The 15,849-nt window shown below is 46.3% G+C and carries 13 protein-coding genes; 10 read left to right on the top strand and 3 right to left on the bottom strand.

Annotation, left to right across the window (positions count from 1 at the left end; genetic code table 11):
• The first annotated feature begins 228 nt into the window (after positions 1-228).
• Positions 229-2,154, top strand: a complete 1,926-nt coding sequence (gene ligA / locus QI63_RS01685) for an NAD-dependent DNA ligase LigA (RefSeq protein WP_044013309.1) — start codon at positions 229-231, stop codon at positions 2,152-2,154.
• 222 nt (positions 2,155-2,376) lie between these two features.
• Here ligA and QI63_RS12940 read toward each other — a convergent pair whose 3' ends face one another.
• Positions 2,377-2,547 (bottom strand): hypothetical protein, encoded by a 171-nt coding sequence (locus tag QI63_RS12940; protein WP_215904697.1) that lies wholly within the window; start codon positions 2,545-2,547, stop codon positions 2,377-2,379.
• 347 nt (positions 2,548-2,894) lie between these two features.
• On the opposite strand from QI63_RS12940, the gene QI63_RS01680 reads away from it, so the two are divergent.
• Complete coding sequence (locus tag QI63_RS01680) at positions 2,895-3,638, top strand: YebC/PmpR family DNA-binding transcriptional regulator (RefSeq protein ID WP_044013307.1); 744 nt, start codon at positions 2,895-2,897, stop codon at positions 3,636-3,638.
• 214 nt (positions 3,639-3,852) lie between these two features.
• On the opposite strand, the gene QI63_RS01675 is transcribed toward QI63_RS01680, so the two are convergent.
• Entirely contained in the window at positions 3,853-4,647 is a 795-nt protein-coding gene (locus tag QI63_RS01675; protein ID WP_044013305.1) for an Rpn family recombination-promoting nuclease/putative transposase, read from the bottom strand.
• Between the two features lie 39 nt (positions 4,648-4,686).
• Between QI63_RS01675 and QI63_RS01670 the strand changes: the two genes are divergently transcribed.
• The 7 genes from QI63_RS01670 (at position 4,687) to QI63_RS01640 (ending at position 13,410) form a co-directional block, all read left to right on the top strand.
• Positions 4,687-4,989: a hypothetical protein gene (locus QI63_RS01670; RefSeq protein WP_044013303.1), complete on the top strand. Its 303-nt coding sequence runs from the start codon at positions 4,687-4,689 to the stop codon at positions 4,987-4,989.
• A gap of 193 nt (positions 4,990-5,182) precedes the next feature.
• A complete protein-coding gene (locus QI63_RS01665; RefSeq protein ID WP_044013301.1) occupies positions 5,183-7,690 on the top strand; it encodes a hypothetical protein in 2,508 nt (835 codons plus the stop codon).
• An 8-nt stretch (positions 7,691-7,698) separates the two neighbouring features.
• A complete protein-coding gene (locus tag QI63_RS01660) occupies positions 7,699-8,727 on the top strand; it encodes a glycosyltransferase family 2 protein (RefSeq protein ID WP_044013299.1) in 1,029 nt (342 codons plus the stop codon).
• A gap of 144 nt (positions 8,728-8,871) precedes the next feature.
• Positions 8,872-9,909: an aspartate--ammonia ligase gene (gene asnA / locus QI63_RS01655; RefSeq protein WP_044013298.1), complete on the top strand. Its 1,038-nt coding sequence runs from the start codon at positions 8,872-8,874 to the stop codon at positions 9,907-9,909.
• A gap of 206 nt (positions 9,910-10,115) precedes the next feature.
• A complete protein-coding gene (locus QI63_RS01650) occupies positions 10,116-11,456 on the top strand; it encodes a hexokinase family protein (RefSeq protein ID WP_044013296.1) in 1,341 nt (446 codons plus the stop codon).
• A 98-nt stretch (positions 11,457-11,554) separates the two neighbouring features.
• The gene (gene thiI, locus QI63_RS01645) at positions 11,555-12,730 is read left to right on the top strand and encodes a tRNA uracil 4-sulfurtransferase ThiI (RefSeq protein WP_044013294.1); all 1,176 of its coding nucleotides are present in this window, start codon (positions 11,555-11,557) and stop codon (positions 12,728-12,730) included.
• Positions 12,731-12,834: 104 nt separating this feature from the next.
• A complete protein-coding gene (locus QI63_RS01640) occupies positions 12,835-13,410 on the top strand; it encodes a hypothetical protein (RefSeq protein ID WP_235619751.1) in 576 nt (191 codons plus the stop codon).
• Here QI63_RS01640 and QI63_RS01635 read toward each other — a convergent pair.
• The gene (locus QI63_RS01635; protein ID WP_044013291.1) at positions 13,392-14,576 is read right to left on the bottom strand and encodes a hypothetical protein; all 1,185 of its coding nucleotides are present in this window, start codon (positions 14,574-14,576) and stop codon (positions 13,392-13,394) included. The two genes, QI63_RS01640 and QI63_RS01635, sit on opposite strands and share 19 nt — an antisense overlap.
• 485 nt (positions 14,577-15,061) lie before the next feature.
• Here QI63_RS01635 and QI63_RS01630 point away from each other — a divergent pair, with 485 nt between their 5' ends.
• On the top strand, positions 15,062-15,844 hold the full coding sequence (locus tag QI63_RS01630) for a sulfite exporter TauE/SafE family protein (protein WP_044016913.1): 783 nt from the start codon (positions 15,062-15,064) through the stop codon (positions 15,842-15,844).
• Positions 15,845-15,849: the final 5 nt, after the last annotated feature.

The following is a 15,849-nucleotide window of genomic DNA, read 5'->3' as shown; positions in this document are numbered from 1 at the left end:
ACTCAAAATTTCGCACATTTTTCCAGCCAAGAAGTAAACGCATCAGGCAGAGCAGATATAAATTGCGGAAAAATTGAGACTGTGAGACCATTTGAACCGCGAAGAGGTTCAACTCTGGTCGAATAGTCTCAATTTTTCTGCGGGGATGTTAAAAATCGATCTGATGCGTTTACCCTGTTGCCTGCTCTCCTGTTGGAAAAAATGTGCGAAATGTAGTATGGTTTCACTATGGAAAAGAATACACGGATACAAGAACTTGAAGCGCTAATAAAAAAGCATCAGGACTTATACTATAACGCAGAACCGGAAATTTCGGATGCGGATTTTGATTTATTGTGGGACGAACTGCGAAGCATCGACCCTCAGAATGTCTTATTTGCAACGGTACCTAAGGACAGCGCCGACGGCTTCCCGAAGGCGGAACACATTATCCCGATGGGGAGCCAAGAAAAAGCAGCGGATCCCGAAAGTTTCCAAAAATGGGCGGAAAAGATGCCGTTCTCCGATTTTCTGGTACAATACAAACTGGACGGCGCCAGTATGGAGCTGCAATACGAAAAGGGGCGGCTCGTTCGGGCGGTAACACGGGGCGACGGCAAAATCGGAGACGATATTACCGCGAATGTTAAAAAGATGCAGGGCGTCGTACTTGAGCTGAAAGGCGATTCCGCCTCTACCGGCATAGCTCCCTTTTCCGGTGGTATCCGAGGCGAAGTGCTGATGACCAAAGAGGTGCTGCGCCGTTTTTATCCCGATAAAAAGAATTGCCGGAATGCGGCGAATGGGTTGATGAAGCGGAAGGACGGCAGCGGTAGCGAGCACCTCGAAATTATTTGCTATGATGCTGCCGCAGGAACAGTTGGAAAACCCTTTACCGAAGCGGCGCCGTTCACCACAGAAACCGAGAAACTCAGTTGGCTTGAAGCACAGGGCTTTTTACAGGTACCGGTTACACGGTGCGCCGGCGTCCGGGAAGTTATCGATTACCGCGCCCATGTTATGGATATCCGCAGCACTATTCCCTACGACATCGACGGCCTTGTCGTTAAAAACGACCGTATCGATACCGCAGACCTCAGCAGGGCGCGGCCGGAAAAACAAATCGCCTTTAAGTTCAGCCTTGAAGAAGCGGTTACCGCGTTGCGCAGCGTCGAGTGGAGTGAGTCGGGCGCTACCTACACCCCCATCGCGCTGATCGATCCGGTTCAGCTGGCGGGCACAACCGTTAAGCGGGCAAACCTCTGCAACCCGAACATGATTGCGGAGCTGAACCTCAGGATCGGCAGTAGAGTGTTGGTAACCAAACGAGGGGAGATTATCCCTAAGATAGAAGCGCTTATCGAAAATCCCGATTCAAGCGCGCCCATCGAACAGCCTTGCAAGTGCGGGAGTTGCGGTACTGCACTCCGCGACGAAGGTACTCGCTTGTACTGTCCGAATCCGGCTTGCCCTAAGCTCATTCATCACCGGATAGAAAAATGGATCAATACCCTCGATATTCAAGACTTCGGGACAGTGCTCCTCAAACAGCTCTTTGATGCACAGCGCCTCCGTTCTATTTCCGATTTATATACACTGACTATTGAAGAACTCGCAGCGCTCGAACGCATGGGAAAAAAGTCGGCGGAAAAAGTACACCGCGCATTGCACGCTAAACGTGAAATCTCACTGCCGGTCTTTATTGCCGGTTTTGATATTGAAGGTATCGGCCGTATCATGGTAGAAAAGCTGGTTGACGCAGGCTTTGATACCCTCGAAAAATTGCTTGCAGCTTCAGAGGAAGAGTTTGCCGCCGTGTACCAATTCGGCAGCATCCTTGCCCATACGCTGACGCTCGGTCTCCGCGATGCAAAAGAAGAAATGCTGCAGCTTACCGGTTCGGGAATGATCGTTATTCAAGCACCAGCCGCCGCTCAAGGAAATCTTCCGCTCGCAGGAAAAAGCTTCTGCTTTACCGGAGAACTGAATACGCTTAAAAGAAAAGAAGCTGAAGCGATGGTTCAAGCAAAGGGCGGGGCGGTAAAATCGTCGGTAACCAAGGGACTTACCTATTTGGTAACCAATACGCCCGATTCCGGTTCGTCAAAAAACAAGAAAGCTCAGGAACTCGGCACTGCGATTATCACCGAAGACGAGTTTTTAAAACTATTTTAATGCCGGTCTCGTAGATACCTCGTCAGCAAATGGACATCCGTGTGCATTGTTTAATGATGAGTTTTTGTTCAGTACCGCCACGGATGCCGCTCGTATTAACCGGAAGCGATGTTTCGCGTGAGCGTGAAACTCGCAGTCAAAACTATACACGGACGTATAGTTTTGACGATGTGACAACGCAGATGCGCCGTATCTCCAACGCTTTTGAAATTAACTTTTCCGTTAGCCTTTGAAAATAGCCTGTTGAACAGTGTACTTCCGTGTACACTGTTCAACGCCGAGTTTGCACGGCAAATTCGGCGTTGCATGGAACCACGAATATCCGTGTCCGTTCTGAAATTTCAAGGTGCGAGCAAAAATAAAGCGGAGACGTACTTTTTGTACGTTGAGCATTTTCAGAAGTGGCACGGATGCCACTGGTTCAACCAGAAGCGATGTTTCGTGTGAGCGTGAAACTCGCAGTCAAAACTGTACACGGACGTATAGTTTTGACGATGTGACAACGCAGATGCGCCGTATCTCCAACGCTTTTGAAAATAGGCGGTGCAGATACAAGGAGTTAGGCAAAAAAGTACCGCAGGCGTATCTTTGATACGTTGAGGACACTTTTTTGCCGTGTGACGCAGTAGATGCCCCGCATATTTGCAAAAGACATATAATTGACAGAGCTGTGTTTATATGATATACCTTTTGCGCATATTTTGTTTTTTACCTTTTAATTAAGACGGAAGGAGTATATAATGTCTGGACACAGTAAATGGGCGACGATTAAACACGCAAAAGGGGCCGCTGACGCAAAACGCGGTCAGATGTTTACAAAGTTTATTAAAGAAATTTCTATAGCTGCACGTATGGGTGGCGGGGATCCGAATGGTAACCCCCGATTAAGAACTGCAATATTAAAAGCACGCGCGGCTAATATGCCGAAAGATAATATTGAACGGGCTATAAAGAAAGGTACCGGCGAATTGGGCGGTGCAAGCTATGAAGAGCTGTTGTACGAAGGTTATGCGCCGGGCGGCGTTGCGGTATTGGTGGAAGTACTGACCGACAATAAAAACCGGGCTGCAGCCAATGTGCGTAACCTTTTTTCCAAAAACGGAGGTAACCTCGGTGCCACCGGTTCGGTAGCTTATATGTTTAACCGCAAGGGCGTTATAGAGTATGATGCCGAAGTCGTCAGTGAAGAAAAACTGATGGAAGAGGCATTGGAAGCCGGAGCGGAAGATATTCAGGCTGACGGCGGTATTATTACGGTAACAACAGATCCCAACGACTTTGCTTCCGTGCTTGAAGCCTTACAGGAAAAAGGATTTGAATCCGTTTCTGCAGAAGTTTCCATGGTTCCCGCAACATATATGAGTTTGGAGGCAGAAACAATCCGTAAAGTGTTAAAAATGGTTGAACGTCTTGAAGAAGATGACGATGTTCAGAACGTATACACAAACCTCGATATTCCCGATGATTTTGAGCCGGAGGAATAGCGGTACATTTTGTAATTTTAATATCGCAAAAATAATCTAATCTAAGGAAAATCTCTAAAAACTGAGGTTTTTAGAGGCTTCCTCTATAAAAAAACGCCATACTCTCGTTGTTTTCAGCGGTTTGTATGGCGTTTTTGTTTTATTGCGGCCGTAGAATCAACGCGGCACTTCCCGTGGTCTCTCTAATTAAAAATTCTTAATGAAAAATATTTAATTAGTTAATCGCTTCCACTTCTTCTTTGCTCAATCCTGTCATTTTTTCGATAAACGGTATTTCGCAATTGGCTTGCTTCATCAGTCGTGCCGTTTCAAGCGCTTTTTGGTGGGAACCTTCAGCAAGACCAAGCGATTTGCCTTCATCCATCGCATCCATCAGGGCTGCCGGTAATATGTGGTATTCTTTCCGTGCTAATTCATTTCTTTTTACCGTCTGTATCATCTGCTCTATCCTCCTCGTGTAATCGGTTGTTGCTTTGCCTGTTTTCACATACTGTAAAAAACCTTGTAACTCTTGATTATCTGTTCTTTTAAATGCCTTCGCATTCAGTATAATCTTTTTTGTTCCATCCTGTAAGGGGATGTTTTTATCTTCGATACAGATATTTTCAAACGTGTAAACTGCTCTATCATTACCTATAGGATCAAAGAGACAGACAAAAATGATAATGCTGTTATTTAATGCCTTATAATAATAACCTTTATCCAAGAATGCGACATCAAGTACTGCCTGATAATACCGCATCCGTTTGGGGATGTTATACTCGTTTCCTACTTGCATTTCAATGTCGTAGGATGCACCGTCTTCATCTTTTACCAGTACATCAAGGCGGACGGTTTTTGCGCCCAAATTAGTCGTAACCGTATTCTGAGACGAAAGATACGTGATTTTATCGATCTGTGCACTAAAGAGCATTTCAAGAAACGGCCGGCACAGCGATTCGTGTTCCATGACTTTACAGAACATAAAGTCATCGGAAATAGTTAGTTCTTCAAAGGGTTTTCTAGTCATTCACACCTCCTACAGTCCTTATGCGACTTTTGGAGGAAAATGGCTGGAAAAAGCACTTCTTTTTTTATTTTTTATGAAGAACAGCGAAAAAAAGAATTGCACAAAGACTGCAAAGAATGCAATAACAGCAAGCATTTCAGGGTAAACGCATCAGGTCGTTTTTTTAATGCCCCCGCGGAAAAATTGAGCCTATTCGAGCAGAGCAACGCCAAGGAATTGGCATCCGTGGCAGTTCTGTCTGCGGTTCAAATGGTCTCCACAGTTTCAATTTTTCCATGGTTTTTACCTACTCACCTGATGCGTTTACCCGTCTGCTGGAAAAATGTGCAAAATTTTAAGTAAAATTTCGCACAGAAGGAAGGTAACCTCTGAAAATATTTTATAATGCGGTTGCCCTGGTAAGCATTTCTATTTGTATTTTTTTTAAAGACAGTATATAATAAACTTGCGAAAAAAGGTAAAGTGTGGTTACCTAAAAAGATAGCATGTTTAATTCTATGATAAAGACAAAAGGGGATATACGAGGAGGTAGAATATGAAAAAGCAGTATGTGAACTCTGTCAGTATTCTTTTGGCAATGCTGTGCCTTGCGTTTACGGCATGTAATGGTATGCTTACCGGCGGAGACACCGGCACGGTACGGGTTGTTATTGGAGGCGGAACTGCCCGTTCAGTTGATGGAAAAGGCCTCCCTGCGCTTAATGAGAATAATACCGTTATCACCATTACGGATGAAGAGGGAACTGAATTAGCACGGAAAACAACATCGGTTACGGTTACGCTTGCTATCGGTACAAAAATTACCGTAAAAGCGGTTGTTACAACAGCGGCAGGAGCGTGGCACGGTTCCGAGAAGCACACTGTTATGGCAGGGGATAATTTCATTGCCGTAAAGCTATCTAAAACGCTGAAAGTTGCCGCCAATCTGCTGTTTTATATTACAGGAAAAGACCCTTCGGGGAGTAATATCGTATCCTTGAGCACGCAAAACGGTAGAAAACTGCTCGATGGAATTCTTATCGGCAAAAAACCGGTAACGGCACGGGATAAAATCGGCAGAATATATGTGCTGTATGAAGATACTTCATCTACTCATCTTAAACGCTTTAATGTGGAGGGAAATGAGGATACCGAATTTGAAGCTGCTCTTGCTGCTGTACTGCCGTCCGGCGTTGTTATCGGTAGTATTGATAATATAGTGATTGATCAGGACGATAACTATATCTTTTTGCTTAAGGAGGATACCGTCTATTGCTTCAAGGAGAAAGAAGATCATTCGTTTGAATCTTTTAGCAGTGCTGCATTCCCGAGTGCACCGGCATCAAGTGCTAGTGCCGTTGCGGTAGATGATGATGTACTGTTTGCTGTGTATGGTCAGACTTTGTCTGCCTGTGAGTTTGGATTTGAAGATCTTCCCACTCCGGGCAATAAGACTTTAAAATTTAAATCGACGACACTAGCGAGTCAGAACTTGAATCAACTTCGATCAGCTTCCGCCTTTGGAAATGATCTTCCCGATTGTACCGGTCTTTTTGCCGAGGATGACGACGTGTACTGTCTGCTTACCCAGCAGAAAGAGGAAGCAGGAAAAAAGTATGCGCTTGGGCAGCTCGTTCGCTATGAATATTCCGGCAGTACGCTTACCAAGAAAAATACGGAAGGACTTCATTCCAAAGCCGGTAGTACTGATCTCTCCCTTCCCTTCGAGTCAGCCTCTTTCTCTAACCCCGTCGGTTTTATCGGCTATGACGAAGACAATATCTACATAGCGGATGACGGTGTAAATATCGAGTATCTCAATGAAAATCTCCGTGTAAACGGCAATCAAGATCGCATCGCCGCATTCAACCGCAGAAACGGTAGTCTGTCTTTCCGTGACTCTGGTGCAACATGGTTTACAGAGCACGCCGTCTATAAAAAGCCCAATACAAAGATACTGCTGTGGGAAAAGCAAAGCCCTGCCATGGTTCTTTCCCCCATGAACTATTGGATAAGCACAGACGGAACGGAAGCATTTTCCGCTACGAATAAGCTTTTTGAAGACTCCGTGCAGCCTACCGATGTTTTCTGTTACGACCAAGACGGCAATCTGTATATTTTGTGGAAAGATAGTTCTGGTTGCAACGTTAGACGGTTTGCGCTGAAAGAAGACGGCTCGTATGATACGCAGGGTGTGGATGCTTTTCTAACACCCCATGATGTTTCTGCAATTGCCGTAGATATTTCCGACGGACAAAATTATTTGTATTATACATATGAGGATGGTCCCGGTGGACACATAGTAAAATATAGCTGGCCTTTAGGCACTCCGTTCAGTAGTGCGTCAGTTGCCAATAAACCTGATGGGTTACCATATGATGTAACGTTTGATGTGGATACCGCTCCCGTTACCGCGCTTGCAGCAAACAAGGACGGGCTGTTTGTCGGCACAAGGACAAGGAGCACATCTCCTGCCGGTTATACATTATCGGTAAAGAAATATGACAAGCAGGACGGAGCCGATAAAGGAACAATAGATGTCGGATCATTTCAAGAAACTCCTACGGAACCGACTTCGCCTCCGTTCGACCCCTATACGAACACGATAGCCTTTGTTAACGACTTACAGGTTCTCGACGGTGTGTTGTATGCCATCACTTCAAAAGAAGAGAACGGTATGAAAGAAATTAGTTTCGATTACCAAGCCGATACCTTTAAAAACAGCGGCAAGCTGTATAAAATCGGCAGCACGAAGGATGGATTCTCCGGCAGTGCCGTCGAATTGGCTAAAAAGGATCCTGTAGGTACGGCAGGGAATGAAGTCGGTTACGGCTTTTATCGCTTTATTGCCGTAAAATACGACGAAGCCGAGCGGATTAGGCTCATCATCGCCTCGGACGGTGCATGGGGTAAAGAAGGACTGGCTAGTTACCCTGATCGGCCTTACTGTAAAAATGCCGATAAGGTATTGGAGTACGATTTGAAAGGCCGTTTACAAGACGAACAGAATTCGGGCGGAAGCTTTTCTAAGACGTTACAAGAATCAGGCTTTGAGTGGGACTAAACTGTCGGATGAGTTTTATTTCTCGAGCCGCACGCTTTGGGCGAGCGGCTCGGCAGAAGCCGCTCGTTAGCCTCTGCGTTCCCGTGTACGGGACGGAGGGGCTGATCGGACGGTTTTTTGAAAGCGTGTTACGGCAGGATGCAGCGCCGCTTTTTGAAACCATCGTTGTAAACGACGGCAGTCCCGGTGCAAAAGAACTGCGGGGTATTATTAAAACATATACAAAGCGGTTTAAAGCGCAGGGGTTGCCGCTCGTGTTTTTGGAACATAGTAAAAACCTCGGTACGCTCGAAGCGCGCCGGACAGCGGTTACTGCGGCATCGGGCGAATACCTCGCCTTTGCCGACCCGGACGATGAGCTGCCGCCTAATGCTCTCCGTCTATTGTACGATGTAGCCGCTACGTCGGGTGCCGATATTGTACACGGCAAGGCTGCGGTGTGCGGTATGGAAGGAGAACCGGACACGCGTGTTGCAGCCTTTGCTCAAAGGGCGCAGAATGTGTACGATGGTGTTTTAACCGGCGATGAAATCCTCCGCACATATATCGTTGAACACTCATACAGCAGTTTCGTATGGGGCAAGCTTTTTAAAACAGACCTTGTTCAAAAAGCGTACGGCGAAATTCCGTTTACCTATTGTACAATGGCGGAAGATATGCTGCTCTATTTTTTTATTGCCTTGACTGCATCGAAATCTGTAGGCGCATTAGAGGACGGGTATACCGAAAAAGTGCATACATATGTCGGCATACGGGATGTTGTGTATCACTACCGTATCAACACCGGCGTTACTTCCCGCCGTACAATCGCCGACCTTTCCGAATGGCAAAAGGTATGCTCCGTTGCTTCGGTTTTTACCATTATCCTTTCTTATTTGGATGAACATCCCGCTATTGACGGCGATATCCTCAAGTCTGTACAGGATTCAGGCCGCGCTCACTATGCCGATAACCTCAAGCAGCTGGAAGCCTGTGTGGTTCCTTCATTACAAAGAGAGGCACGGGCTATGCTGGATGAGTGGTGGGGGCTTGCATAGGCGCGGATCTATGCGCTCTTGACGCCGGATGCCGATCTATCAGTCCGGCATATTTCTTTGATACGGATGTACCCTTGTTTTTTCCCCGGAAAAAGGATAAATTGACGCATTCTCCGTAAAAATCATTAAGGAAAGTCAGAGCTTATGCCGCATCTTTATATCCCCGAACACTACCGGCCGGTTTTAACCGGTAAAGAAACGGAACAGGCTATCGTCCGTATCAAAAACTTTTTTCAGCTCACTTTATCGACCCGTTTGAACTTAACCCGCGTTACGGCGCCGCTCTTTGTGCCCAGAGGAAAGGGCTTGAACGATGATTTGAACGGTACGGAACGGGCAGTACATTTTCCGGTAAAGGATATGAATGAGCAGGAACTTGAGATTGTACACTCGCTTGCAAAGTGGAAGCGTGTTAAAATAGCGGAAATGGGATTACAGTCCGGCTTCGGTATTTATACCGATATGAATGCGATCCGAGCTGATGAGGAACTTGATAATATCCATTCGCTCTATGTCGATCAGTGGGATTGGGAGCTCGCGATGGAGGAGTCCGACCGAACGCTCGATTTTCTGAAGGCAACGGTAGAAAAGATATACGATTGCTTAAAGTGTACCGAGTTTTTTATCTATGATAACTATTCGGCGATCGAGCCGATTCTGCCGAAACATATCACCTTTATCCATGCGGAAGATCTCTATGCGCAGTATCCCAATCTTTCCGGAAAGGAGCGGGAGCGGAAATGCGCCCGACAGTACGGTGCTGTCTTTTTAATCGGTATCGGCGCTCCGCTCAAAAACGGAGAACCGCATGACGGTAGGGCGCCCGACTATGACGACTGGATTACCGAAACCGGCAGCGGACGGCACGGATTAAACGGAGACTTGTTGGTGTGGAATCCCGTATTGGAGGATGTGCTTGAACTCTCTTCGATGGGGATCAGGGTAAGTCCTCAAACGATGAGGGAACAGCTTGCCGCCCGCAACTGCATGGAACGGGCATCGCTGTTTTTTCATACCAAACTGCTGAACGGAGAACTGCCCCAAACCATCGGCGGAGGAATCGGGCAGTCGCGGCTCTGTATGTTCTTCTTGCGGAAAGCCCATATCGGTGAAACGCAGGTTTCGGTATGGCCCGACGATATGCGGGCGCAGTGTGCGGGACGGAGCATTCTACTATTATAGAATGGGCATCTCTAAAAACTCGGTTAGTTTTTAGAGATGCTTTGAGCTGTCCAAAAACTTCAGTTTTTGGACAGTTTCCTTAGATTTAGATGCGATGTTTAAAACTAAGTCATTACTTTATAAAGACTTAGTTTTAAACTCGCGGGGATGTCGAAAAAGTAACCAACTTTTGAGACATCCCCATGAATTTATCGGGAGGCATTACAATGGACATTCGGCATTCGGTCGCTGCGTTTTTTGGACGGCATAATTTTGATGCGGAAGGCCCCACGGTCAATACGGTTATCGATACGCTGCTGTATGATATAGAAGAAGGGCTGAAACGGGATCCGAGCATTCCCATTGGTACGGGGCCGGCGCTGGATATGATTCCGACGTGGTTTATGCCGCCTCAGCAGCCGCCCAAGAATACTTCGGTTATCGTTATCGATGCGGGCGGAACCAATTTCCGGTCATGCTTGGTTACCTTTGACGAAAACAGCATCCCGTCCATCAGTCAGCTTGAGCGGAAGCCGATGCCGGCAACCGATAGGGAATACTCTAAAGCGGAATTTTTTGCTACCATCGCCTCCTATTTAGACCATTTGAAAAACGCTGCGGATTCTATCGCGTTTTGCTTTTCGTATGCGATGAAAATTACTCCGGCAGGCGACGGCGAAGTGCTGCAATTCTCTAAGGAAATCAAAGCGCCCGAAGTGATCGGCTCATTGGTCGGTCAAAATCTGGAGGCGGCGCTGATGCAGCGGGGCTGGAATAAGCTGAAACGCATTGTACTATTAAACGATACGGTTGCGGCGCTTCTCGCAGGGGCATCGACTGCTGTCGGCGGGAAAAAATACGATTCGTATGTGGGCTTTATCCTCGGAACCGGAATGAACGCTGCGTATATCGAATATCAGAATATTCCGAAAATTGCGTCGAACAGCGCCGGTACGGTCGCCTTGCCCGCACAGATTGTCGTCTGCGAGTCGGGGAAGTCGAACAAACAGCCGCGCAGCGATTTTGATGAAGCATTTGCAAAAAAGACCGACCAGCCGCAGATGTTTTGGTTTGAAAAAATGTGCTCCGGCGCCTACCTCGGATCGGTTGCTTCGGTGATGATACGGGCAGCCGCTGCGGACAATCTTTTTTCCGCCGGCGTTAAAAAGGCTTTTGCTACCATTACCGACCTTCCGCTTATCGATGTAAACCGCTTTTTGCAAGCACCGTATTCCGATCAAACCCCGCTCGGACAGCTGTTAGCAGGCGGCACGGAAGAAGACCGCGAGGTTCTCTGCCGGATATTGGATGTGTTAATTATGCGCACGGCACGGCTTGCTGCGGGGAATATTGCCGCGGCTGTTATTAAAACAGGCAAGGGAAAAAATCCTGCGCTGCCGGTTTGTATCCTTTCAGAGGGTACAACGTTTTTAAAAACGTACCGCTTGCATGATGCCGTTATTGCGCACCTCTATCGGGTGCTGACGCAAGAGCGAGGCCTTTATTTCGATGTGGTATCCCTCGACAATGCAATTACGTTCGGCACCGCCATCGCGGGCACGATTTAACAATGTAGCGCACCTCTATTCCGAAGGATACGAAGCAAATCTAACCGAGTTTTTAGAGGCGCGCTGTAACAATGTAACGGAGGTTTAACGAGACTTACATGGCGGAGCTTTTTTATCTGGCAAAAATCGGAGAAATCAACCTTAAAAAAGGGAACCTAAAGGATTTTGAGCGGCGGCTTGCGCAAAACTTCAGAAGCTATTTTGACGGAGCGGTACCAAACGTACAGGTACGCGCCGGGCGGATGTATGTACGGGCTGATGAGGCCTTGCAGCCGCGGGTAGAAGCGGCTCTAAATCACCTTTTCGGTATTACGAGCTGGGCGCAGGCAAAACCGGCGGACAAAACGCTTGAGTCAATTTCCGAAACGGCTGTTACCGAAGCCAAGGCCTTGCAGGCGCAAGGCGCACGCACCTTTAAAATTGAAGCCCGCCGCGCCGATAAGCAATTTCCCCTTACTTCGTATGATATTGCACGGGAAGTAGGAGGCACCATCCATACGGCGGGGATTTTAACCGTCGATGTGCACAAGCCCGATGCGGTTATCAGCATCGAGGTACGCGAAAAGCAAGCGTTCATTTACGGCGTTGAGCATACCGGCAGGAGAGGGCTTCCCTGCGGCTGTTCGGGGCGGGCGCTGCTGCTGCTCTCGGGCGGAATCGACTCCCCCGTTGCCGGATATAAAATGCTCTTCCGCGGTATGAAAGTCGATTACGTGTATTTTCATTCCCATCCGTATACGTCGCCGGAAGCTCAGCAAAAGGTAGAAACCTTAGCCGGTATTTTATCCCGCTACGGACTCGGCGGATACATGACCGTTGTGTCGTTTACCAAGGTACAGCAGCATCTAAAGCGGACGGTGCCTGAAGCCTATTTGACGCTTTTGCTCCGTATGTGTATGATGCACACGGCCGAAATGCTGGCTGAAAAGGTTAATGCGCAGTGCTTGGTTACGGGAGAGAGTCTCGCGCAGGTGGCAAGCCAAACAATCGAAAACCTTACGATTACCGACAGCTGTGCAAAACTTCCGATTCTGCGTCCGCTTATCGGTATGGACAAGGAAGAAATCATACGGTATGCAGTTGATATCGGTACCTATCAAACTTCCATACTGCCGTATGAAGATTGCTGCGTACTGTTTTCTCCCAAACATCCGGTACTGCATACACGGCAGAAAGATGCCGAAGATATCTATGCGCGTATAGATATAGAGCCGTTGCTCATGGAAGCCTTCGAGCAGCGTGAAACAAAAAAAATAGAATGGGCTTTGCCGTAAAGAAAGGATTTTATTTATAATGCATAAAAATTATTACCTGTTTTATATCTTTTGTTTTTTCTTCCGTTCTCTTAGTGGGTATGAGCGCTGATGAGGCATATCCTGTGATTGAAAAAATAATTTCGACGAGGCCGATGCAGGAGAACAGTATCTATTATGTAAACGATGAAGATATACAACTCATACTCGGCTCAGCAGCAGAGACAAATATTAACTTGTTTGAACTGATCGATTGTATGTACCGTTATCTTGCGATGAATAACAAACGGCTTGAAATATCGGGAGATATGCTCCGTAATGCACGAACATTGTTTAGTTATGGGGGATATCCCGTTGAGCAGCTTTTACCGATAGATAATCTTGTGAGCGTACAGGTTGGGGCTTGTTTTAATCAAAATCAAAATCCGCTTGAAATGGAGCTTAATGCTCCTTACAGTGTTTACATTGAGATTGCAACGGCTGCATACGATACTCGATGCGGTTTTACGAAGCTGCAGCCGCTCAATTTTCTGGAATCTTATGGTATGTACATTAAGAAATGGAACATAACAAAACAGATACGAAAAATTCATCTGTATGAACCCGGTTTCGGCGCTGTATACGCTCAAGGTTTCTTTAAACCGAAAAAATGGGAATTGGGAGCTATCACTCGAATTCCTTCTCAGTCCCCTGAGCCTTGAGATTTCAGTTCATTATTTCTTTCCTGAAGCCCCAGTTTTATTTCTTCTGCACGTGCGATATCCCGTTCGGCTGTTTCGATGAGCTTTTCGTACTGAGCAATGCCGTCTTTATATCCGGCAATGGCTTTTTGTAATGTTTCTATTTTATGTACCTCGCCGGCAAGGGCGATTTCGTTTTCGATACATTCGATGTCGATCGCATTTTTTTCCAGCTTTACACGATACTCTGCAATAGAATCTAAGTACGTTTTAAATGGATCCGGTACGCTGGAAAGGGGTTCTTCGGTACGTGTGCCTGCATCGGTATAAAAGATATCGCTATACTGTGAACCTTGCCGTCTCTCGGCTTCTTCAATTTTCTCATCCGTATTTTTTATGATGTCCGCCAGAACATTGATTCGCTTCTGGGGAGTATCGATAACACCGCATTCCGTTAACGTTTCAGTAAGCTTTTTCTGCTCGGCATTCAGTGTTGCCTTTCTGTCTTCCATTTCATCTTGCTTGGCAACGATTGCTTGGAGGGCAAGATACGCTGTTTCAAGTTGTTCCGGAAAGGAAGCGCCGCGTACCTCTTTTATAACAGTATCGGTGAGGAATTCTTCTCCTGCGGCAATAATTTGCTCATTCATCTTTTTCTGCAAACCGGTTAATTTTCCTTTGAGTGATAACAGCTGCGGACTCAAAGTCAGCTTTTTAAAAAAGTGTGCATCGTTTTTTTGGCGTTCAAGTTCTTGTTTGTCTTGCTGTACCTTCTCGATAGAGTCTTTGAGCGGTTCAATTGATTGAACGATCTGTGCAATTTGCGGTAGTGAATTATTGTGATAGGTTTGAAAGAACAGTAAAATAAAATCATTCCGCGCTGCTTCATAGGTACGCTGTTGTTCATGCAATAGTTTATCAACTTCTTTAGAAAAAACTTTTAATTCATTTTGCCGCGATTGTGCCGTCTTAATACTCAAAACAGTATCCGAATCCTTTCGGCGGGACTCTCTCAGTATTTTCCATGCTTCAAAGTCCTGTTCGTTAATATGAGGTATTGTTTCTTTACGCTGCAAAACATATTCGAATTGGGTTTCGCCGTATTCTCTGTACAATGAATTAAGCATTGTTTGTAAAGCTTCCCGCTCTTTTTTTCTGTCCGCTAAATTTTTCTTCAGATTATCCATACAAAACCGCCTTTGTTCATCCCATGATTATAAGATAAGAGAACACTATCAATATATACGTTTGTTGTAAAAAATACTATATCATCGGTTCAAACACGCTACTGACTAGAACCACCGCCGTCCATGGCGGTTCTGAACAGTCTTTTTACCGTAAGCCTTTTGAAAATAGCCTGTTAAGCAGTTATACCTCCGTGTACAACTGCTTAACGACGAGATTTGTGCATAACACAAATCTCGCTGCTGCTTATAACCCCGGACATCCCTGTCCGTCCTGATACGTTGAGGATTAATTTTTATGAAGCGACAAAGTAATTACCCGTATATTTTTGAGCCAACGCTTTTGAAAAGAGACGATGCAGATGCTAGGAGCGCATAAAAAACACCCGCAGGCGTACTTACTGTACGTTGAGGACTGTTTTTTGTGAAGCGACAACGCAGATGCATCGTATATTTTCAAAAGAACAAAAGGATGATAGAATATGATTATGCATATAAGTATCTGGGCGCTTGCGTTCTTATGGTTTTTTGTCTTTTTAGGGGGCTTTGTCGATTCTGCAGCAGGGGGCGGAGGCTTAATCTCGCTGCCTGCGTATCTGTTTGTCGGACTTCCGCCTCATACGGCAATCGGGTGCAATAAGTTTTCCGCTGCGTGCGGCACCACACTTTCCGCAGCGCGTTTTTTTAAGAATGGCGCGGTTGACTGGCAGGTCGCGGCGGTTTCCGCCGTCTGTTCGTCTCTATCTTCATATATCGGTATCAGAATCGCATTGATGATCAATCAGGAAACGCTTAAAACCGTACTGGTTATTGTTCTCCCGATTGTCGCCGTGCTTCTTTTATTTAAACGCAACTTCGGTACGGAGAATCAGTCGGCCGAGATTCCAAAAAAGAAAGCGTTTGTCTTGGCTGCGTGTACCGGTCTGCTTATCGGCTTCTACGACGGACTGATCGGTCCGGGAACAGGCACCATCGCCATTATCGTTTTTTCCGCATGGATGAAGTACGACCTTAAAACCGCTTCCGGCAATGCGAAAGTTATGAATCTTGCATCGAATTATGCAACACTCATCGCTGTCATAACCGGCAACAAGGTCGTCTATTCCATTGCAATTCCTGCAGCCGTATTCGGTATCATCGGAAACTATATCGGGGCGGGGTTTGCAATAAAAAAAGGCACTGCGTTTATCAAACCGTTGATGATCTGCGTTATTATCTTGCTGTTCGGAAAACTCTTTTACGATGTTTTCGGGACATTCCTGTTCTCATAGGTACT

Source organism: Treponema sp. OMZ 838 (assembly GCF_000775995.1).
Lineage (GTDB): Bacteria > Spirochaetota > Spirochaetia > Treponematales > Treponemataceae > Treponema.
Note: the sequence above shows the minus strand (reverse complement) of the source record. Positions and strands in the feature narration are given on the sequence as shown.